Origin of the sequence: Bacteroides sp. AF39-11AC (assembly GCF_003474285.1) — a bacterium.
Taxonomy (GTDB): Bacteria; Bacteroidota; Bacteroidia; order Bacteroidales; family Bacteroidaceae; genus Bacteroides.
In genome coordinates, this window is the sequence record NZ_QROH01000005.1 from 43,527 (window position 1) to 65,306 (window position 21,780).

A 21,780-nucleotide genomic window follows, 5' to 3' on the forward strand; every position below is an offset into this window, starting at 1 on the left:
TTAGTTGTTTTAGTCTGCCTTGTTGGCAGCGCGAAGTAGGGTATAATATTCGGAATGGCAAAAACGCCTTTTTTCACCGAAAAGGCGTTTTTGCACAATTTTGAATTCCTACTTCTTTTTCTTCTTCTTTTCCATTCCCGCTTTCTCTTCCCTGATTTTTTTCCTTAAGCTAATGATTTCGGTATTAATGCTTTCCATCGTCAGAAATCCTTCCTCATGCTTTCCTTTCTCGAACCTTGCCATGCGGTACAGCTTCCTTGCCAGTTGCTTTGTCCCTTTGAGTCCCGCCTCTTTTTTATGATGGATAAGCATGTTTATCCAGGGAATGAGAAACTCTATTCTTTCTTCCGCCCTGACTACGACCTGCTGGTCAACCGGTTCATTTTCAACCAACAGGATGTCGATCCTGTTTCCTTTTCTCTCGATCTCGATGCCACAGGCGTCTTTACTCATGAGCTCAATGCTCAAGATTGTGTTTTTTTAGTCATAAAACCACAATTTTAGATGTTAGTAATTTATTTTAAATTTGCATTCGAAAGCAAAATTAACGGTTATTCTCGTAAAATCGCTCATGCTGGTATAGAAAAATGAAACTTTTTTGTTCTATGTGTGATACACAAAATGATGTAATAGGTGGTAGCCCCACCTACCTATTGATATAAAGTGTGTGTAACAAGGTTTAAAGAAAAAATAGGGAAATACGCGCCTGTGCGTATGTATGCACACGTACATTATTATAAAAGAAAAATGCGATATTAGGAAGTTATTGGGATAAGGCTGCAATAATTGAAATAGATAAATGAAACGAAATGAAAACTTGTGTTTCAAAAATAATTGTAGTAAATGTAGGGTGTTTTTTAATCGTTCGTTTAATGTGCACAAAGATAATGCCTTGAAATGAAACAACAAAATATTCTGATAAATAAAATCGATTAGGTCTTTTGTATGTGTCATATATTACTAATCTATAAATAGTTACCCTTGAAATAAAATTGTGATTTTACACTTGTCTTTTTGCCGAAAGAATCTTAGGTCGGATACAGGCTAAAATGCCATCTTTTAAACGAACGATTAAAAGACAATATTTCTCTTTAATCTGTTCGTCTATAGCTTTTTACCTGTAAGAAACTTAAGGTAATGCACAGCTATGGAAAATCAATAGGCAAGAGGGGCGCAAAGCTTGCCGTATTCTACATAAAGCGTTCGCAAGTGATTGAAGTTCAAGTGTATACAAGGGCTTCAAAGCCCCGAGAAAACACCCTTTTTAAAGAAAACCACCGAATGGAAACGGATAAAGAAACCGAAGTATGGTATGCTATGCGTGCTACCTATCGCAGAGAACCTGATGCCATGCGTCTGCTTGAAAAAGAAAAGTTGGGCTGTTTCATCCCTATGCAATACAAGATCAGCATGAAGAAAGGGAAGAAAGTCCGTGTTCTGGTTCCCGTCGTTCACAATCTGCTTTTTGTCCATGCCTGTCCTTCCGAGGTGAAGCGTGTCAAGTCAAAAGTTACTTACTTGCAATATATCACCGATACCCGTAGCGGTCAAAAGATAATCATCCCTGACAGTGAGATGCAACGTTTCATTGCCGTAGCCGGAACCTACAACGATCATCTTCTATACTTCCAGCCTGATGAATTGAATTTGTCGAAAGGTACCAAAGTTCGCATTATCGGTGGTGACTTCGAGGGTCAGGAGGGTATTTTCCTGAAAGTGAAAGGTGCGCGTGACCGCCGTGTGGTCATCGAGATACAAGGAGTCATCGCTGTTGCCATGGCTACCATCCATCCTAACCTTATAGAAGTAATCGGCTAATCTTTAATTTTTAATTCTTAATTTTTAATTAATCATGTCTCTTTCCGAAGAAGCAATCACTCTTCAGCGTGCAGCGCACGATCTGATGTATTTAGGTATGGACGGGAGTCCTATCTACAGCGATGACCTTTCTCGTCGTAATGGTGAAGTTTACCGCTTAACCACGGCTTTGTATAACTTCGGTGCTAAAGGTTCCGCAGTTGAGGAACAGGCGAATGTCTGTCTTGCTCTCCTAATGGGTTACAGCGCCTCATTCGTAGATCATGGCGAAAAACAGAAACACGTTCAGGAAGTTCTGGATCGTTGTTGGGATATACTTGATGCTCTTCCTGCTTCATTGCTGAAGCTTCGTCTACTTATTGCCTGTTATGGTGAAGTGTTCGACGCGCCTTTGGCTGACGAGGGACGTGCTATCATTGCTTCTTGGGATTCTGTATCGCTCACTCCTGAACAGCGAGAAGCTATTGTTGAGTTTCAGAATGTGGTTGATAATCCTTATTCGTGGGAATATGTTAATGAATGAAAAGTCGATAAATGGTCGATATCGTGGTCTTACTCATGGCTTTTCTGTATAAAGTGAAGACGTTATTTTTCAATATAAGTGTGATAATCTATATACGCCCTTATGTGAAGGTGCTATTGCCTGGAATGATTTTACTTTAGGAATTACTTGGAAAAAACTGAGAGAGAAGAAACTATTTTTTCGGAGAAAAGTTCTCGCCATTCGGTTTTAAGAATGGTATCTGAATATTCGAGAGTGGATGGACTCTATTACGAGCAGAGAGTATGAGAAGTATTATGAAATGATGTACAAAGGATAGGAATATTTTGTCAGAAACAACACTAAAAAATAAGACTGCAAAAGGAGTAGGGTGGAGCTTTATTGATAACATATCAAGTTCAGGTATTTCCTTTCTTGTAAGTCTTGTTTTAGCACGTATATTATCTCCTGAGGAGTATGGCATTATGGCCATGTTGACGATTTTTATTGCCATTTCTAATTCTATCGTAGACAGTGGCTTTTCTAATGCTTTGATTCGTAAAAACGATGTTGTGGAGCTTGATTATAATACTACTTTCTACTTTAATTTAGTTGTTTCTGGTGTTTTGTATCTTGTTCTTTATGTATGTGCTCCTTTCATTAGTAATTTTTTTTCAGAACCTTTATTGATACCGGTGACTCGAGTTTTGGGGCTTGTACTTATTGTGAATGCTTGTTCTATTATTCAACGTACTATATTAGTAAAAGCTGTTGATTTTAAGACGCAAACAAAAATTTCACTGATTTCTTCTATGCTGAGTGGTGTTATTGGTGTCGGTATGGCTATTTATCATTGTGGCGTTTGGAGCTTGGTAGGACAGCAACTGTCTCGACAAGTGCTGAATTCGCTCTTTTTGTGGATATACGGCAAGTGGAAACCTTTATGGGAGTTTTCGTATAATAGTTTTAAAAATTTGTTTGGCTTTGGTTCTAAATTGCTACTATCCGGGCTTATTGATACTATTTATAAAAATATTTACTATATTGTAATAGGGCGATTTTATACTGCGGATCAGTTGGGGCAATATACTCGTGCAGAACAGTTTACTTCTATATTTTCCAGTAACTTGACTTCTGTAATTCAACGAGTTAGTTATCCAGTTTTGAGCACTATTCAAGAAGATGCTATTCGCTTACAAGAAGCTTATCGAAAGATTATAAAAGCGACAATGTTGATAACGTTTGTCTGTATGTTAGTGCTTGCTGCATTAGCAAAACCGTTAGTTCTGATTCTTATAGGGGAGAAATGGCTATTTGCAGTTCCATATTTACAGATTTTGTGTTTTGCCGAAATGTTGTATCCCTTACATGCGATTAATTTGAATATTTTACAAGTAAAGGGGCGTTCTGATTTGTTTTTAAAGTTAGAAGTTATAAAAAAAATAGTAGCTATACTCCCGATTGTTTTAGGAATTACTCTAGGTATAAAGTTTATGCTGTGGGGAGCTGTATGTACTTCTGTTATTTCCTTCTTTTTGAATAGCTATTATTCGGGGCATTTGGTGAATTATTCAACGATGAATCAAATCAAAGATATTTTTCCGACATTTCTTATAGCTTCATTCGTAGCAGGTACTATTTGGTGCCTTTCTTTTTTGAATTTGTCTATCTATTTTACATTTTTTATTCAGTGTGTAACAGGCTTTATATTACTGATTTTTATTAATGAAAAATGTAGATTAAAAGAGTATATGGAGATGAAGCAACTGTTTTTAACTATTCTTAAGAAATAAAATAAGAAGATGGCAAATATACAGAGAAGTTCAAATATAGAGTTGCTTAGAATTGTTTCTATGTTATTGATTGTATTGCATCATTATTGTGTAAACTCTGGCTTCACTGAGGTAATAGATATGAAAAATATCACAGGGAATACATTATTAATACAATTTATGGCATTTGGTGGAAAAGTTGGTGTAAATGTGTTTTTGCTTATTTCCGGCTATTTCATGATAGAAGGTGAACGGAAATATGAAAAAATATACAAATTAATATTTCAAGTACTATTTTATAGTCTTATAATTTCTTTTCTTTTATATTATTGGGGAGGTTACTATTTTAGTTTGAAGCAAATTCTTCAAATTATTCCTTTTGTATTCACTCTTCCTGTGGATTTCATTGCTAGTTATCTGCTTGTGTATTTGCTTTCCCCGATTATAAATAAATGTTTGAAATCATTATCGCGTACAGAATTTACTTTTTTGCTCTTAATATTGCTTCTATATTTTGTAATAGCTGATACATTTTTTTTGCAGCATACGTGGAATTATTTTGGATGGGCATTTACATGCTATTGTGTAGGTGCGTATATCAGAATGTATAATATAGATAAAATTAAACTTCCATGGAGCCTTTTTGCTTTAATTTCTCTTTTGACTATTTGGCTAAGCATATTAGTCGTAGATTATGTAGGTGTCAAATATCACTTTGAAGGTTGGACATATATGCTTTCGGATGCTAATAAACTTCCTGTTTTTGCAATGGCTGTTTTCTTGTTTCTATATTTTAAAAATATGCATATAGGTTATAATAGGTTGATTAATATAGTGGCTGCTTCCTCATTAGGAGTACTTATTATTCATGCGAACTCAGATGTCATGCGTCAATGGCTTTGGAAAGATTTTCTAAGAAATACAGACTATTTTACATCTTCTTATTTGTGGTTACATATGTGTTTGTCTGTAGTGGCCATCTATTCAATATGTACTTTTATTGATGTGTTGAGAATTAAATACTTGGAAAAGCCATTATTTAAACGTTTATTCAAAAAAAAATGTGATATTTAAATGGAGAATAAAAATATAACAGTAACTTCTCCTCTTCTTCCTCCTTTAGAAGAGTTTATTCCTTATCTGAAAGATATTTGGGAGCGTAAATGGCTTACCAATAACGGAAATTATCATGAAGAATTAGAAAATGCTTTATGCGAATATTTAAAGGTTCCTTATATAAGTTTATTTACTAATGGTACTTTGCCTTTGATGGTAGCTTTACAGGCTTTGCGCATTACAGGCGAGGTTATTACTACTCCTTATAGCTTTGTTGCTACTACACACTCTTTGTGGTGGAATGGAATAAAACCTGTTTTTGTAGACATTGATCCTTTAACATGTAATCTTGATCCCGACAAAATAGAAGCAGCTATTACCCCCCAGACGACTGCTATTATGCCGGTGCACGTATATGGAACTCCTTGTGATACGCTACGTATACAAGAAATAGCAGACAAGTATGGACTGAAAGTCATTTATGACGCAGCCCATGCTTTTGGAGTAGAAATTCAAGGAGAGTCAGTCTTAAAGGCAGGCGATATGTCAACATTAAGTTTTCATGCTACGAAAGTTTATAATACGATTGAAGGGGGAGCTTTAGTTTGTCATGACGAGCAAACGAAAAAACGTATTGATTATCTGAAGAACTTTGGTTTTGCAGGTGAGACCACTATAGTTGCTCCTGGCATAAATGGTAAGATGGATGAAATTCGTTCAGCGTATGGGCTATTAGGCTTAAAACATGTTGATGAAGCCATTGATAGACGCCACCAGATTGCGACTTGTTACCGTGATAGATTAATTGGAGAAAAAGGTATTTCTTTCATTAGTGATGTTCAGGGGGTACGGCATAACTATTCTTATTTCCCAATTTTTATTGATGCGGGAGAATATGGTATGACTCGCGATGAGCTTTATTTTAAAATGAAAGAGAAAGGTGTTTTAGGAAGAAGGTACTTTTACCCTTTGATAAGTACTTTTTCTACTTATAGAGGATTGCCTTCTGCGGCTTCAGCGAACCTTCCTGTTGCTACTCGAAAAGCGGGAGAGATTATTTGTTTGCCGATGCATCCTAATTTATTGGACAGTGATGTGGAGCGAATCTTGTCAATAATAGAAAATAGATGATATTATGAATAGTCAACCTTTGGTTAGCGTTGTTTGTACCGCATATAATCATCAAGATTATATAAGGGATGCCTTGGACGGTTTTATAATGCAAAAGACTTCTTTTCCTTTTGAAATAATAGTTCATGATGATGCTTCCTCAGATGCAACTCCTGATATAGTGAAGGAATATGAAGCAAAATATCCTTCATTGTTTCGTAATATATACAGAAAAGAGAATTGGTATTCGCAAGGCAAGAATATTTGGGAATATATATTTGCTTCTGTTGCCAGAGGCAAATATATTGCGATATGTGAAGGAGATGACTATTGGATAGATCCTTTGAAATTAGAGAAGCAAGTTTCTTTTTTGGAACAGCATGCAGAATATTCTATCTGCTATCATCGAGTTAAATTAGTTACAGGAGAAAAAATAGAGTTATCCAGAATTCCGCGAAAATATTCTATGACTCAATGTGATATTGCACGAACAAACTATATAAATACTCCTTCCGTTGTCTTTCGAAATCAAAGTAGTAAGTTAAGGTTGGAGTTGCTATCCCAATGCATTACTGCTGATTATGTTTTATGGCTATTGTTATCCGAATATGGAAAAATTGCTTTTTTGCCAGATGTTATGGCATGTTATAGAATTAATTCGGGTGGCATATGGGGAACTAAATCGGCTATATACCAGTATTCAAACTGGATTAATACTTTAAAAAAACTAATTCCGAAATTCAATTTGAAAATTTCAGTGATATTGGTATGGCAATTAATTGTTTGTGAGTGTATATTGTTGTGTAAAAGACTTGGAATAAGATGAGAAAGAGCTTTTTATTTGTCTTGTTTCTTGTTTTAGGATTAAATTTACCTTCAGGTTATTGTTATGCATTGCTGATTTTGATTCTTATATCAGCTCTTTTTTATCTACTGGCAACACATATAAAAATAAAATATAAACGGGGAATTGATTTTATTCCTATGAGCTTTTTTCTTATATGGGTTTATGGCCTTTTTATGGGGTATTATAATGGTAATAAAGTATCATACATAGTTGCTAATTTTGCGGGGATGTTCTGCTATCTTTTATATTATGTATTAATTATATTGGATGTTTCTGTTGCTAAATTAGTAAATGTACTGAAAATCACAACAATCTCTACCTCAATAATTGCAATTATATATTACACTTTAGGTCTTTTTGACATCAACGCTGCATTTTTGTATAGTTTTCTGGGTGGAATTAATCAAGGTTCAAGTACAGGGCAATTGAGAGTCTATTTTACTGACCTATCGGTTGGGTTCTCGTTATGGTTCATTTCATTTGTATACTTGTTGATAGGAAGAATGGAGAAGCACATATTTTTGTTGCAAGGCATAAAGCATAGAAGTTATATTTTATTCTTATTGTTAACAACTTTTGTTCTATATTTCGTTACGGCTTCAAAAGGATTTATGCTTGCCGGAGTTTTCTACATCTTTTTAACTCCAATTCTTTTATATGGTAAAAAAATGACATCCGGAAAGATGTCAAATAATGTCTTTTTTTTTGTGGCTCTGTTTGTGTTAATTGTATTGGTGCTGGTGACTTCTGATTATGTCAATATTGTTATGAATATTTTTGACACGGAAGATGATTCAAATGAAATACGGTATTTGCAATTGGCATACATTGTTGAGGATGTCAGTTGGTGGGGAAAAGGACTTGGTGCAGTGATACCTAATTTTTCTCGAAATGATGAAGCTGAATATGGTTTTGAGTTAACTTATATAAATCTTATTCATAAGTTTGGAATTTTTTCCTGTGTACTTTTCTTAAATTGGGTTTATGTGTTGTTTAAGGCTTGTCGGAATGTTTATCATAGAAAGAATGTTTTCAATTCATCCCTTTCATTAGGCTGTATGGGGTATCTATTTCCTTCAGTGGGTAATCCTCTTTTAATGCATCCGGCTTGTGTGTTACTCAACTGTATTGCTCTGTATTTATTACGTAAAAAAGAGTAAATGAAAACATCAGTTTGCCTTGCATCTTATAATGGACAACAATTTATAGAGCAACAAATAAAATCGATCCTTGCTCAGCTTTCTGAAAATGATGAGTTGATAGTCTCGGACGATTGCTCTACAGATAGAACGTTGGAAATAATTAGATCATTTAATGACTCAAGAATTAAAATATTGTCAGGCATTAGATATGCATCTCCTATCAGAAACTTTGAAAATGCACTGAAGCATGCAACGGGTGATATTATTTTTCTATCAGATCAAGATGATGTTTGGTTACCTAACAAAGTTAAAGTAATGACTTCTTATTTTAAGGAATATGATGTGGTAGTTAGCAATTGTTCTATTGTGGATCAAGAGCTCAATGTGATTAAAGAAAAATTCTTTTTCTCTGGAAGTGATAGGAAGGGATTTATTAATAATCTCTATGATAATCATTATTTAGGATGTTGCATGGCTTTTAAGAAAGAAGTATTAGATACGGTTCTGCCATTTCCTAAAAAGATTGCGATGCATGACATTTGGATTGGCCTATGCGCAGAGGTTTTTTATAGGTCGATTGCTGTAGATGATGTTTTATTGTTGTATAGAAGACATGGAGGAAATGCTTCGCCTACTTCTGAAAAAAGCAGTGCTTCTCTATGTGTAAAATTGTGGTATCGTTTGTATTTCTTGATACAAATAGGACGTCGTGCTTTATTATGGAGAAAAAAGTAAAACAAAAAAGTGCTCAGGATAGAGTGATTCTGATAAACCAGTCAACTGGATATTTAATGGTTGATATAGTGAATGCTTATGCCCGGAAATATCCTGATGTTATTTTGTTAGCAGGCAGTTGTAATATATTGGCAAGAGAGTTGGACAAGTCTGTTAAAGTACATAAGATAGCTACCTATATTCGTACTTCATTCTTTATGCGTACGTTAACATGGTTAATAGCCACTCTACAAATTTTTTTCTTGTTGCTTTGGAAATATAGGCACTATAAAATTGTTTATGTAACTAATCCACCTATGTCTTATTTTCCATCATTGATTCTTAAGCGTAAGTATTCTGTTGTCGTTTATGATGTATACCCAGATGCATTGAATAATATTGGAATACACGAAAGCTCTTTGATATACAAGGCTTGGGCAAAAATTAATAAGCGGATATATAGAAATGCCGATAGGGTATATACACTAAGTGAAGGTATGGCTACTTTGTTGTTAGCGTATTGTGGTAGAGATAAGATATTAGTAATACCCAATTGGATGGGAATGGACTCTTTGCCTCGGATTGAAAAAATGGAAAATCCTTTTATCTTAAAACATGACCTACTACATAAATTTGTTGTAATGTATTCTGGAAATATAGGATTTACACATAATGTAGCATCTATTATTGAAATAGCAGAAACCTTTAGAGAAGATGATGATATTGTTTTTCTCATCATTGGGGAAGGATTGAAAAAGGCTGAACTAATGTTGTGGGTTAAAGAGAAAGGACTGGAGAATTGCAGTTTCTTGTCATGGCAACCTTCAGAGGAATTGAAATACTCTTTGAGTGCGGCTGATGTATCGATTATAACTTTGACTGATGAAACAGCTTTGGCAAGTGTACCGAGCAAAACCTATAATTTACTTGCGGTAGGCAGTCCTTTGTTATGTATAGCACCCGAAGAATCAGAATTGGCCCGATTGGTAGAGGAACATGGTTGCGGGAAATGTTTTACAAAAGAGAAAGTCATTGAAATGTCGCATTTTGTGAGAGAACTAAAGGCTAATCATAATCTTTGGAAAAGCTATTCTGATAGTTCACTGAAAGCTTCGTTAAGTTATACCTATAGAAATGCGAAACAGTATGTATCGTAGCCTTATTAAGCGTTTGATGGACGTAGTAGTCGTTTCTGTTGCTTTGCTCGTTATTTGGCCACTATTGTTGCTTATTACTCTTTGGCTTCACTTTGCCAACAAAGGTGCAGGAGCTTTTTTCTTTCAGGCACGTCCGGGTAAAAATGGAAAAATATTCAAAGTAATCAAGTTTAAAACAATGACAGACGAACGAGATACAAAAGGGAATCTTTTGCCGGATGAGAAAAGACTAACTAAGGTTGGTCAGTTTATTCGTTCCACCTCTATTGATGAATTACCTCAATTAGTCAATGTTTTGAAAGGGGATATGGCTTTGATTGGTCCCCGCCCATTGTTACCCCAATATTTGGCTTTATATAGTAAGGAACAAATGCGTAGGCATGAAGTTCGTCCGGGAATAACGGGATGGGCACAAGTGAATGGGCGAAATGCAATATCATGGACGAGGAAGTTTGAATTGGATGTGTGGTATGTAGATCATTGTTCTTTCTTACTTGATTTGAGAATCCTTGTCTTGACGATGAAAAAAGTTTTTATTAGAGAAGGGATTAATTCGAGTTCTTCAATTACAATGGATGTCTTTATAGGGAATAATTAGTAAAATGAGAAAAATGAAAAATATTGCAATTTATGGTGCTGGTGGTCTTGGTCGTGAAGTCGCTTGTTTGTTAAATACAATAAATGGCGATAATCCTATATGGAATTTTATAGGGTTTATTGATGATGTGAAAGAGGTTGGTGCCACTAATGAATACGGAACGGTATTAGGAGGCATTGATTTCTTGAATAGTTACCCTTCGGCCCTTTCTGTTATTATAGCTATCGGGAATCCTCGTGGCGTTGCTGGAATTGTAAAAAAAATACGTAATGCAAATATAGAGTTTCCTAATATTATAGCGCCAGATGTTCGCCTTGTTGATAAAGAAAATATGAAAATAGGTATAGGAAATATTCTTTCTTGGAATTGCACTATAAGTTGTCATGTAAACATTGGGAATTTTAATGTTTTTAATGGCTGGGTAACGGTGGGGCACGATGCTGTTATTGATGACTTTAACTCTTTTATGACTGGAGTTAGGATAGCAGGAGACACCCATATTGGTAATGAAAATTATTTTGGAGTGTCTTCTGTTTTACTTCAAAAAAAGAAAGTTGGAAATAATACGATAATAGGTGCTGGAAGTATTGTTATTCGTGCAACAAAAGATAACAAAACTTATATGGGGGTTCCTGCAACTGTTGTAGAGTATTGATGATGTGATTGTCTAATTTTTATTTAAATAATAAGTTATGGAATTAAAAGATTTTATTGAAAAGTTTGCAGAACAGTTTGACGATACTGATGTTGCTGAATTTGCACCTAATACAAAGTTTCGCTGTTTGGAAGAGTGGTCTTCCTTATCTTCACTTTCCATTATAGCAATGATAGATGAGGAATATGATGTCATGATAAATGGAAATGATATTCGAGAAAGTGAAACAATAGAAGATTTGTATACTAAAGTAAAATCAAGGATATAAGATGGCTTTTTTATCTATTCCTAATGTTGCTATAAGAGGAATTGCAGCTTGTGTGCCTAAAAATATTGAGGAGAATCTCAATCTTCCGGTATTTAAAGAAGGTGAAGCTGTCCGTGTGATAAACCAGACTGGGATTGAAAGAAAACGAACAGTTGAGAATGGAACAACTATATCAGATCTTTGTAAAGAAGCCTTTAATTGTTTGATTGACAAACTTAATTGGGAGAGAGAAAGTATAGATGTCTTGGTTTTAGTTTCTTCTTCAGCTGATTATATTACACCTCCCACAGCTAATGTATTACAAGGATTATTGGATCTTTCTGAAGAATGTATTGCTTTTGATATTCGTCAAGGATGCCCTGGATGGGTTGTGGGATTGAGTACTGTATCTTCTATGATTTCATTAGGAAATTTGAAGCGTGCTGTAATTCTGTGTGGAGATGTTTCTACACTTCTTAATTCTCCTATAGATAAAGAAACACGCCCTCTCTTTGGTGATGCAGGAACAGCTACTGCGATTGAATATGCAGTGGATGCGCCTGTACTACAATTTCAACAGGGAACAAGAGGAAAAGACTTTCAGGCAATCATGACGCCTTATGGAGGATTACGCAATCCAGTAACAGAAGAGGCTTTGAAATTTGTAGAATATGGTTCTAACCAAATACGACGTGGTATTGACTGTAGAATGGATGGCATGAATGTATTCAGCTTTGGATTGTCTGTTGCTCCTAAAAGCGTACAATCGTTGTGCGAATATTATGATATAGATAGGGAGAGTATAGATTATTATTTTTTTCATCAAGCGAATCAATATATGAATGAAAAGATCCGCAAAAAATTGAAGATTGATCTTTCAAAAGTACCTTATAGTTTGAAAAACTTTGGTAATACGTCTGGTGCTTCTATTCCTCTTACTATAGTGACACAATGTCAGGAAGCTTTTAGTACGCGTAAGCTAAATAATATAGCTTGTGCCTTTGGCGTAGGTTTAGCTTGGGGGAGCGTACATTTTGAAACGAACTGTATTATTTGTCCAGAATTAATAGAGCATTAATAGATGTATAATCCCTTTTCATTAGAGAATAAGACGATACTGATAACTGGAGCTTCTTCAGGTATTGGTCGCGCAACTGCTATAGAGTGTTCTAAACTTGGTGCGAAAGTGATAATTACAGCTCGTAATAGAGAACGTTTACAGAAGACTTTTGACTCTCTTGAGGGTAATGGTCATGAAATGTATTTCTGTGACTTATCTGATTCTGATGCAATTGGTGATATGGTTTCTCGCATATCTGAAATACAAGGCCTAATTAATAATGCTGGTTTTACAAAGTTACTCCCTTTGCAATTTGTAAAGGAGGATACTCTAAAATCAATCATGCAAGTTAATACGATAGCCCCGATTATGCTTTTACAAAAACTATTGAAGCAAAAGAAATTAAGGACTCATTCTTCTGTTGTATTTACTAGTTCTTTAGCAGGTTTGGGAACCGTTTCTGTGGGCAATTCGATGTATGCTGCTACGAAAGGTGCTATTAGTGCATTTGTAAAGAATGCTGCGTTGGATTTGTCTGTTAAAAAAATTCGGGTTAATGCTGTTTGCCCGGCTATGATTAGTACGGAAATACTTAATTCTGAGATTGTAACAAAAGAACAGTTGGAAGAAGATATAAAAAACTATCCTCTTGGGCGTTATGGGGATCCTTGTGATGTTGCATTTGCTATAATTTACCTGTTATCCGATGCGTCTAGCTGGATAACTGGTACGAATTTAATTATTGATGGAGGTTTGACATTAAAATAAAATGAATATGGATAATTTGAAAAAGTACAATGAGGTGTTTTGTGAGTCGTTAGAAATTAGTGAAGACCAATTGACTGGTTTAGCTTATCAGGGAACGGAGCTTTGGGATTCAGTTGGTCATATGTCATTAGTGGCTAATATTGAAGAAGCATTTGATATTATGATGGAGACAGATGATATAATTGATTTCTCCTCTTATGAGAAAGGGAAAAATATATTAGAGACAAAATATAATGTGCAATTCTAATTCTTTAGAAAGAAAAACAGCCTTAATCACAGGTTGTAATCGAGGAATTGGAAAGGAGATATTATCTCTTTTCGTAAGTGAGGGAGCATCAATTATTGCTTGTGTAAGAAAGGAAACTCCCGATTTTATCTCTTTCATTTCAGAACTGTCTCTGAAGTATGCTGTTAGTATTGAATTGTTGGTTTTTGATATTTCGAATGAAGAAGAAATAAAGGCTGCAATGAAAAGTTTGGTACAGAAAAAAGTTAAGATTGATATTCTGGTGAATAATGCCGGGATTGCGACTGGTGCTTTTTTGCAGATGACCTCTATGAAACAATTAAGAGAGGTGTTTCAAATTAATTTTTTCTCTCATGTTTTAATAACTCAACTGGTTTCTCGGATAATGTTGAAGGAGAAGAAGGGGTGTATCATTAATATGGGATCTATTGCTGGCTTAGAGAATTTTGCTGGTTATACGGCTTATGGTTCCAGTAAAGCAGCTCTGATGTGTTTTACGAAAACAATAGCGCGTGAACTTGCTCCTTATAATATTCGAGTTAACTCAATTGCTCCTGGATTAACAGATACTGGTATGGCAGGTCAAATGGAAGACAAGGCTTGGAAAGAAATGGTTGGTCGGTCGGATTTGAATCGTTTGGGCGATCCTAAAGAAATCGCAGAATTAGCATTGTTTCTTGCATCAGATAAATCATCTTTTATAACAGGGCAAATAATTAGAGCAGATGGTGGTATGTAATACTCTTTTTTATGACGAATATTGAACAGTTAGATAAATTAGCACTTCAGCTCCGTAGACGAGCATTAGAGGTTGCTTTGCGATCGGGAAAGAATGGGGCTCATTTAGGAGGTGGGCTTTCTCTTATTGAAGTTTTCGCAACATTGTATGGTAAGGTGCTAAAATATAACGTAGCTCAACCACTAAATGAAGAACGAGACCGATTGATTGTCAGTAAAGGACATTGTGTTTTGGCGTATTATACGGCATTGGAATTTGCTGGCTATCTAACCAAAGAAGATATTGATTCTTTCGAATCAAACGGCTCTCATTTTCATGGGCATGCAACAAGGAATCTTCAGTATGGAATTGAATTTTCAGGAGGAAGTTTAAGTATGGGGCTGTCTTTTGCTGTGGGAGTGGCTATCGCTGCCAAAAAGAAAGCGACTAATAATCGGGTATATGCGATTGTGGGTGATGGCGAGTGTGATGAGGGGTTAGTTTGGGAAGCGGCTATGTCTGCTTCAAATTATAGGTTGGATAATCTGACTGTAATAGTCGATTGTAATGGTCTGCAGTATGATGGTTTAACGACAGATGTGATGAATCATTTATCATTGGTGGAAAAGTTTCGGGCCTTTGGCTTTTTCACAATAGAAGTTGATGGACATGATTGTAATGCCTTATGTGAGGCTTTTCAAAAGAGAAATAAAAATACTCCTATTGCTATAGTAGCTCATACAGTAAAAGGGAAAGGTGTGTCATTTATGGAAAATAAAAAAGAATGGCATCATTCAACTCTTTCACAGCAACAATATGAACAAGCATTATCTGAATTACCATTATGAGTGTATTAAATTCTACAAAAGCAAAAATCTACTCTCGGTTGGGACAAAGAGGATCTATTTTTGGGATGGCTACATTAGATGCAGCTCAAAATGATTCTCAGTTGATGGTTCTAACTGCTGATTTGGCATCTTTATCTGGCTTGGATAGATATGCAAGTAAATATCCTGAACAATTTTTGAATATTGGTATTGCTGAACAAAATATGCTTGGAATAGCTGCTGGATTGAGTGCAGAAGGTTACCACCCAGTTGTGACAACCTATGCAACATTTATTTCATTGCGTAGCTGTGAGCAGATACGGCATTATTTGGGTTATATGGGGCTAAAGGTCATCGTGATTGGGTCGGGTGCCGGATTAATTCAAGCATATTCAGGTAATACGCATTATTCTGTAGAAGATTTAGCCGTGATGCGTGCTATACCTAACTTGACCGTACTGTCGCCTGCTGATGCAGGTTCTGCAGTAAAAGCGTTTGATGCTTCTTTAAAGCACGATACTTCAGTTTATATACGCTTAACAGGGGGGCTCAATTGTCCGATAGTGTATAAAGAGGAGTTCGATTATGTGATAGGCTGTGCGAATACAGTTAGAGAGGGGGAGGATATTGTGATATTTGCCACTGGAGTAATGGTCTATCAGGCTTTACTTGTGGCTGATATTTTACAAGAGCAAGAAGTTAGGGTGAAAGTAGTGGATATGCATTCAATAAAACCGATCGATATCAATGCTATTCGTGATAATCAATCTGCCAAATTATTTGTCTCAATAGAAGAACATAATGTCATTGGAGGACTGGGAGGAGCCATCGCTGAAGTGTTGTCGGAGTTTACTGCTTATCCTAAATTGTTAAGATTGGGTATACATGATGTTTTTAACATAGCAGGTGAGTATGAGAATTTGTTAGGACAAAATAGATTGCTTCCTCAGCAATTGGCTGAGGATATTATGGGTAAGTATAAAGGATGAAGAAGCAAATTTGGAATCATGCAATGTACCTAAATAGAAAAGCCATTGTTGCAGATGATGGGCGTACCTTAAGTTATAGTGAATTAGATGATTGTTCAAATAAACTTTCATGCCATTTGATAGCACGTAGACTTGTATTCTGTTTGTGTACAAATGGAATAGGTTCATTACTGGGCTATTATAGCTTTCTCAAAACAGGTATTGTCCCGGTGATGCTGGATGCTTCAAAGGACATGGAGTTGATGAATAGGTTGCTGGCTATATATAAACCTTCTTATATTTGGCTGCCTACTTCTGTTTACTCTCCGGAGTATGGCAAAATAGAATATTCGGTGTTTAATTATACTCTTACTTCTTATAGTAATGATCCGATAGAACTTCATAGTGAACTCGCTGTTTTACTTACTACCTCCGGAAGTACAGGTAGCCCTAAGCTCGTTCGTTTGAGTTATGACAATATAAGGAGCAATGCCGAATCAATAGCCGAGTATCTCAATATCACGGCCGACGAGAGACCTGTAACTTCGCTCCCGATGTATTATTCTTATGGACTGTCGGTTATCAATAGCCATTTGTTGAAAGGCGCGACTATTCTTCTAACGGATAAACCTGTTATCCAAAAAGAGTTTTGGACTTTTGTAAAGGAGCAGAGAGCAACTTCTATAGCAGGTGTTCCTTATACTTATGAAATGCTTAAGCGTCTTCGCATATTCCGTATGGATTTGCCAGAGTTGAAAACGATGACGCAGGCAGGAGGTAAACTGAATGCTGATCTGGCAAAAGAGTATATGGAACAAGCGGCTGCTTCGGGAAAGAAATTTATTGTGATGTACGGGCAAACGGAAGCGACTGCCCGCATGAGTTATCTACCCTTTGACAGAGCACTCGAAAAATATAGTAGTATAGGCATTGCCATTCCAGGTGGATCGTTCTTGTTGATTGACGAAAGGGGAGATGAGATAGAGGACGTAAATAAGGACGGGGAATTGGTTTATACCGGTGCTAATGTTTCATTAGGTTATGCCGAATGCCGGGAGGACTTGGCAAAAGGTGACGAAAATTCAGGTGTATTATATACAGGAGATATTGCCCGTAGAGATGAAGATGGATTTTATTATATAACGGGGCGTATGAAACGCTTCGTAAAAATATATGGCAATCGGGTGAATCTGGATGCAACCGAACAGCTTGTTAAAGACATTACAACATCGTGTGCTTGTGTCGGCGTCGATGATAAGATTACTGTGTTTACAACGGAGCAGGGCAAAGAAGAAGAAATCAAATCTCTGCTGATGAAGAAGACTGGATTGAACGTTCGTGCTTTTGCGGTTCGGGTTATAGAAGAAATTCCTAAAAATCCTTCGGGTAAGGTGCAATATGCTGAACTCTCTAATTTACTAAATTAGTCTTTAAATGAATTTGAATGATATTTTGAACATACCTCCTTATTCATTGGATAAAGAGGCAAAGCGCTTGTTGTTGAATGAAAGGTTGCAGGTGTTGACTTTGCAGCATTATGAGCGGTGCAGTGATTATCGCAGAATGATTGATGCGCAGAAATTGGATATAAATCACCTTCCTGAATACGATAAACTTCCGTTTCTTCCGGTGAGGCTGTTTAAGGAGTTCGAGCTTTGCAGTGTTGATAAAGAGGAGGTAGTGAAGACGATGACTTCTTCGGGAACAACAGGACAGCAAGTGTCTCGTATCTTTTTAGACCGGGACACATCGACTAACCAAACGAAAGCTTTGACTAAAATTGTTTCTTCATTTATCGGAACCAAACGCGTCCCGATGTTGATACTCGATTCGAGTGGAGTGGTCAAAAATCGCAATATGTTTTCTGCCCGGGGGGCAGGTATTCTTGGCTTTTCGATGTTTGGCTCAAAAAAGATATATGCGTTGGATGAAGAGATGCAATTGAATATTCCATTGCTTAGAGAATTTCTGGAGGAGCATGAGGGAGAGCCTATTTTTATGTTCGGATTTACTTTTATGATCTGGCAGCACTTCTACAAACAACTCTTGGCGACGGAATATAAGCCCGATTTGTCGAAAGGCATTTTGATTCATGGAGGAGGATGGAAAAAACTGATATACGAATCTGTGTCTCCCGAAGAGTTCAAAAAGAGGCTTTCCGACGCCTGCGGTATCGATACAAATAATGTACACGATTACTATGGAATGGTGGAGCAAACGGGCAGCATTTATATGGAATGTGAATGTGGGCATTTGCATGCCCCAGTGTTTTCGGACATCCTTATACGGCGTGCCAACGATTTTTCATTGGCTCCTTATGGAGAAAAAGGAATTATTGAAGTGGTATCTGTACTTCCGGAAAGTTATCCCGGGCATGTGCTTCTTACGGAGGATGAAGGGATGATTCTTGGCGAAGATGATTGTCCTTGCGGAAGGAAAGGCAAATATTTTAAAATAATGGGTCGAATTAAAAATGCGGAGATCCGCGGATGTAGTGATACGTATGCTGCTAAATTCTGATAATTTGAATATTAAGCTTTTGTTTCCATTGAAATTGGATTGGGAACAGTGGGCTTGTGCAAAGCCTGATGTGCTTTTTTCGGAGAAGGTAATAGATTGTTTGAATGCGCTTTCTGCCTCTTTGCTGAAAGATAAACAAAGTCGGATATATCCGGATGTAATTACATTTGCTTTCTTTTGCAGAAAGGCAAATCTATTGGCACAAAAGAAACAATATGTAGGTGCAGATAATGAAATCTCCGGTGGATCTATTCGGTTGGGAAGGGGGGTACTTTTTCATGTGGCGCCCTCTAATGTACCTATTAATTTTGGATACTCATTGATTGCTGGCTTATTAAGCGGCAACCATAATGTGGTGCGTGTTTCGTCGAAGGAGTTCCCACAGGTCGATTTGATAGTGAGGCATCTGATTGAGATGGCTGAGAGTCAGGATTACAGGGAAGTGTTCGACAGAATTGCTTTGGTTAAATACGACCGAAGCAGTGATGCTACTGCTTTTTTCTCTTCTTTTTGTCATGTAAGAGTTATTTGGGGAGGCGATGATACGATTAACCAAATCCGTAAGAGCCAGATACCTGCGCGGTCGTTCGATGTGACATTTGCCGATCGTTACTCTATGGCTGTCATAAATGCGGATGAGCTGGTGAATGAGAGGAATATGAGGAAAGTAGCCGAAAGTTTCTATAACGACACGTATTTGTTTGATCAGAATGCCTGCTCTGCCCCCCACCTCATCGTCTGGTTGGGAAAGTTAGAGAACATGGAGAAAGCACAAGAAATATTCTGGACTGCCGTTCAGGATGAAGTGAAAAGGAAATATGAGTTTCAGGCTGTATTGGCGGTAGACAAGTTGACTGCTTTCTATCGGCAGGCCATAGCGATGGATATTCAAAAAGAGCCGATAGAAGATAATACGCTTGTACGTGTGAAACTAAAACAACTTTCGCCTGTGATTGACGAGTTCAGATGTGCAGGTGGTTATTTCTCCGAATATGTGGCATCTTCTTTGGATGAAATGGCGGCTATCGTGAAAAATAGATATCAGACATTGGCTTATTATGGGCTGAATAGAGAGGAACTGGATCGGTTTGTGGTGGATAATCGGTTGGTGGGCATCGATCGGATTGTGCCATTGGGAGAAACTACAAGTTTCTCTTTTACTTGGGATGGTTACAACTTGATACAAACCTTATCTCGAGAGTGCATTGTGTTATAATATGCTTGAAATTAAGAGAATTGTAAATAGTATCTTCAGCTCTAATAGTTACTTGCTGTATAGTGACGATTCGCCTGAAGTGTGGTTGATAGACGCAGGTGACGTAGACCCTATTTGTAATTATTTGGCTTTAAATAGCAAAAAACTTAAAGGTGTGTTATTGACTCATACTCATTTTGATCACATTTATGGATTAAATCGTTTGGCTAATGTATTTCCTGAATTAATGGTTTACACATCATACCGTGGAAAGGAGGGACTAGGGTCTGATAAACTAAATATGTCTCGCTATAATTTGCGACCATTTGTCTTTCGGTCTGACAATGTGGAAATATTACAGGAAGGGCAAGAAGTGCAGTTGTGGGAGAATGTACGGTTGATGGCTTTTGAAACTCCTGGTCATGATTGGAGTGCACTCTGCTTTAAAGTGGGAGATGCTGTTTTTACAGGTGACTCTTATTTACCACAATACGACTTAATCACAAATTTTCCTAAAAGTAATAAAGAGCAGGCTTTTAAATCGTTGGAGAGAATAAAGGAACTTTCTGTAGGATGTAGTCTTTATCCTGGGCATGGAGATATTGTGTATGCGTAAATATTGGATACAATTGTTGCGTCTTATTTCTTTCCTTTTTATCCCTTACTACGTAAGAAGATCAAATAAACATAGATAATTTTCGTTATGAACAAACGAATTTGGCTTTCGCTTGCTCACATGGGTGGCCGTGAGCAAGACTTTATAAAAGAGGCATTTGACACAAACTGGGTGGTACCTTTAGGCCCGAATGTAGATGCTTTTGAAAAAGCATTGGCTGACTATTTACAAGACGATCGTCAGGTGGTGGCACTGAGCGCTGGGACAGCTGCTTTACATTTAGGACTAATTTTACTAGGTGTTAAACCGGGTGATGAAGTGATTTGCCAGAGCTTTACATTCGCGGCATCGGCAAATCCAATCTCTTATCTGGAAGCTAAACCAGTGTTTGTGGACAGTGAAAAAGATACGTGGAATATGGATCCGGTATTGCTGGAAGAGGCTATCAAAGACCGTTTGCGTAAAACCGAGAAATTGCCAAAAGCAATCATTCCGGTACATCTATATGGTATGCCGGCCAAGATGGACGAAATTATGGAGATTGCACATCGGTATGATATTCCGGTGCTGGAAGATGCTGCGGAGGCTCTCGGCTCTAAATTAAACGGACAGATGTGTGGAGTATTTGGAGAATTGGCTGCTCTTTCGTTCAATGGAAACAAGATGATAACGACTTCAGGTGGTGGTGCACTGATTTGTCGTACGGAAGAGGAAGCGAAGCAGACTAAATTTTATGCAACCCAAGCCCGGGATGCCGCTCCACACTACCAGCATACACACATCGGTTATAATTATCGTATGAGTAATATCTGTGCTGGTATTGGGAGAGGACAAATGTTTGTGTTGGAAGAACACATTGCTCGGCGTCGTGCCCATCAGGCACTTTATACGAATTTGTTGAAAGATGTACCCGGAATAACAGTGATGCAGAATCCGAATGATCGTTTTCAGTCAAACTTTTGGCTGACCTGTATCTTGGTTGATCCGAAAATAGCCGGAAAGACAAGAGAGGACATTCGTCTGAAATTGAATGCTGAAAATATTGAAACACGTCCGTTATGGAAGCCGATGCACCTGCAGCCTGTATTTGTGGATGCTCCATTTTATGGCAATGGTACGAGTGAACGTCTGTTTGACATTGGTCTTTGCTTGCCTTCCGGACCAATGTTGACAGAAGAAGACGTTGAAAAGGTAGTGAATATGATCAAGAGGGTATAGACCGAAATTGGGCAGGTATCATTCTTGGGTTTGAAATAATTCATAA

Annotated in this window: 25 protein-coding genes; 24 read left to right on the forward strand and 1 reads right to left on the reverse strand. The window is 37.0% G+C overall.

Annotated elements, in window-relative coordinates; all coding sequences use genetic code 11:
* Positions 1 to 108: 108 nt before the first annotated feature.
* Positions 109 to 468: a hypothetical protein gene (locus DW036_RS11255; RefSeq protein WP_118464379.1), complete on the reverse strand. Its 360-nt coding sequence runs from the start codon at positions 466 to 468 to the stop codon at positions 109 to 111.
* 813 nt (positions 469 to 1,281) lie between these two features.
* Between DW036_RS11255 and DW036_RS11260 the strand changes: the two genes are divergently transcribed.
* The 24 genes from DW036_RS11260 (at position 1,282) to DW036_RS11375 (ending at position 21,734) form a co-directional block, all read left to right on the forward strand.
* Positions 1,282 to 1,818, forward strand: a complete 537-nt coding sequence (locus DW036_RS11260; RefSeq protein WP_118464381.1) for a UpxY family transcription antiterminator — start codon at positions 1,282 to 1,284, stop codon at positions 1,816 to 1,818.
* Positions 1,819 to 1,852: 34 nt separating this feature from the next.
* Positions 1,853 to 2,341: a UpxZ family transcription anti-terminator antagonist gene (locus tag DW036_RS11265; RefSeq protein ID WP_118464383.1), complete on the forward strand. Its 489-nt coding sequence runs from the start codon at positions 1,853 to 1,855 to the stop codon at positions 2,339 to 2,341.
* Positions 2,342 to 2,405: 64 nt separating this feature from the next.
* The gene (locus tag DW036_RS25945; RefSeq protein ID WP_233560430.1) at positions 2,406 to 2,552 is read left to right on the forward strand and encodes a dTDP-4-dehydrorhamnose 3,5-epimerase family protein; all 147 of its coding nucleotides are present in this window, start codon (positions 2,406 to 2,408) and stop codon (positions 2,550 to 2,552) included.
* Positions 2,553 to 2,646: 94 nt separating this feature from the next.
* Positions 2,647 to 4,092 (forward strand): lipopolysaccharide biosynthesis protein, encoded by a 1,446-nt coding sequence (locus tag DW036_RS11275; protein ID WP_118464385.1) that lies wholly within the window; start codon positions 2,647 to 2,649, stop codon positions 4,090 to 4,092.
* A 9-nt stretch (positions 4,093 to 4,101) separates the two neighbouring features.
* Positions 4,102 to 5,145: an acyltransferase gene (locus DW036_RS11280; RefSeq protein WP_118464387.1), complete on the forward strand. Its 1,044-nt coding sequence runs from the start codon at positions 4,102 to 4,104 to the stop codon at positions 5,143 to 5,145.
* Positions 5,146 to 6,258 carry a DegT/DnrJ/EryC1/StrS aminotransferase family protein gene (locus DW036_RS11285; RefSeq protein WP_118464389.1) on the forward strand — a complete coding sequence of 371 codons (1,113 nt, stop codon included), beginning with the start codon at positions 5,146 to 5,148 and terminating at the stop codon, positions 6,256 to 6,258.
* 4 nt (positions 6,259 to 6,262) lie between these two features.
* A complete protein-coding gene (locus tag DW036_RS11290) occupies positions 6,263 to 7,063 on the forward strand; it encodes a glycosyltransferase (protein ID WP_118464391.1) in 801 nt (266 codons plus the stop codon).
* Positions 7,060 to 8,244 (forward strand): hypothetical protein, encoded by a 1,185-nt coding sequence (locus DW036_RS11295; protein WP_118464393.1) that lies wholly within the window; start codon positions 7,060 to 7,062, stop codon positions 8,242 to 8,244. The genes DW036_RS11290 and DW036_RS11295 overlap by 4 nt, the downstream gene beginning before the upstream one ends.
* Positions 8,245 to 8,961, forward strand: coding sequence for a glycosyltransferase family 2 protein (locus tag DW036_RS11300; RefSeq protein ID WP_118464395.1), 717 nt, complete (start codon positions 8,245 to 8,247; stop codon positions 8,959 to 8,961).
* Positions 8,946 to 10,097 carry a glycosyltransferase family 4 protein gene (locus DW036_RS11305; protein ID WP_118464397.1) on the forward strand — a complete coding sequence of 384 codons (1,152 nt, stop codon included), beginning with the start codon at positions 8,946 to 8,948 and terminating at the stop codon, positions 10,095 to 10,097. Before DW036_RS11300 ends, DW036_RS11305 begins: the two co-directional genes overlap by 16 nt.
* On the forward strand, positions 10,087 to 10,695 hold the full coding sequence (locus tag DW036_RS11310) for a sugar transferase (protein ID WP_118464399.1): 609 nt from the start codon (positions 10,087 to 10,089) through the stop codon (positions 10,693 to 10,695). The genes DW036_RS11305 and DW036_RS11310 overlap by 11 nt, the downstream gene beginning before the upstream one ends.
* Positions 10,696 to 10,699: 4 nt before the next feature.
* The gene (locus tag DW036_RS11315) at positions 10,700 to 11,350 is read left to right on the forward strand and encodes a serine acetyltransferase (RefSeq protein ID WP_316242756.1); all 651 of its coding nucleotides are present in this window, start codon (positions 10,700 to 10,702) and stop codon (positions 11,348 to 11,350) included.
* A 37-nt stretch (positions 11,351 to 11,387) separates the two neighbouring features.
* Entirely contained in the window at positions 11,388 to 11,618 is a 231-nt protein-coding gene (locus tag DW036_RS11320) for a phosphopantetheine-binding protein (protein WP_118464403.1), read from the forward strand.
* A gap of 1 nt (position 11,619) precedes the next feature.
* Entirely contained in the window at positions 11,620 to 12,675 is a 1,056-nt protein-coding gene (locus DW036_RS11325; protein WP_118464405.1) for a ketoacyl-ACP synthase III, read from the forward strand.
* Positions 12,676 to 12,678: 3 nt separating this feature from the next.
* Complete coding sequence (locus DW036_RS11330) at positions 12,679 to 13,425, forward strand: SDR family NAD(P)-dependent oxidoreductase (protein ID WP_118464407.1); 747 nt, start codon at positions 12,679 to 12,681, stop codon at positions 13,423 to 13,425.
* 7 nt (positions 13,426 to 13,432) lie between these two features.
* Positions 13,433 to 13,672 carry an acyl carrier protein gene (locus DW036_RS11335; protein ID WP_118464866.1) on the forward strand — a complete coding sequence of 80 codons (240 nt, stop codon included), beginning with the start codon at positions 13,433 to 13,435 and terminating at the stop codon, positions 13,670 to 13,672.
* On the forward strand, positions 13,659 to 14,411 hold the full coding sequence (locus tag DW036_RS11340) for an SDR family NAD(P)-dependent oxidoreductase (RefSeq protein ID WP_118464409.1): 753 nt from the start codon (positions 13,659 to 13,661) through the stop codon (positions 14,409 to 14,411). The genes DW036_RS11335 and DW036_RS11340 overlap by 14 nt, the downstream gene beginning before the upstream one ends.
* Before the next feature lie 11 nt (positions 14,412 to 14,422).
* Positions 14,423 to 15,238 (forward strand): transketolase, encoded by an 816-nt coding sequence (locus DW036_RS11345; protein ID WP_118464411.1) that lies wholly within the window; start codon positions 14,423 to 14,425, stop codon positions 15,236 to 15,238.
* Positions 15,235 to 16,206 carry a transketolase family protein gene (locus tag DW036_RS11350; protein WP_118464413.1) on the forward strand — a complete coding sequence of 324 codons (972 nt, stop codon included), beginning with the start codon at positions 15,235 to 15,237 and terminating at the stop codon, positions 16,204 to 16,206. The genes DW036_RS11345 and DW036_RS11350 overlap by 4 nt, the downstream gene beginning before the upstream one ends.
* Positions 16,203 to 17,612, forward strand: a complete 1,410-nt coding sequence (locus tag DW036_RS11355; protein ID WP_233560397.1) for an AMP-binding protein — start codon at positions 16,203 to 16,205, stop codon at positions 17,610 to 17,612. Before DW036_RS11350 ends, DW036_RS11355 begins: the two co-directional genes overlap by 4 nt.
* Before the next feature lie 7 nt (positions 17,613 to 17,619).
* Positions 17,620 to 18,705, forward strand: coding sequence for an acyl-protein synthetase (locus tag DW036_RS11360; RefSeq protein ID WP_118464415.1), 1,086 nt, complete (start codon positions 17,620 to 17,622; stop codon positions 18,703 to 18,705).
* 4 nt (positions 18,706 to 18,709) lie between these two features.
* Positions 18,710 to 19,921, forward strand: a complete 1,212-nt coding sequence (locus DW036_RS11365; protein ID WP_233560398.1) for an acyl-CoA reductase — start codon at positions 18,710 to 18,712, stop codon at positions 19,919 to 19,921.
* Position 19,922: 1 nt separating this feature from the next.
* Entirely contained in the window at positions 19,923 to 20,516 is a 594-nt protein-coding gene (locus tag DW036_RS11370) for an MBL fold metallo-hydrolase (protein WP_118464419.1), read from the forward strand.
* Between the two features lie 87 nt (positions 20,517 to 20,603).
* The gene (locus tag DW036_RS11375) at positions 20,604 to 21,734 is read left to right on the forward strand and encodes a DegT/DnrJ/EryC1/StrS aminotransferase family protein (protein ID WP_118464421.1); all 1,131 of its coding nucleotides are present in this window, start codon (positions 20,604 to 20,606) and stop codon (positions 21,732 to 21,734) included.
* Positions 21,735 to 21,780 lie beyond the last annotated feature (46 nt).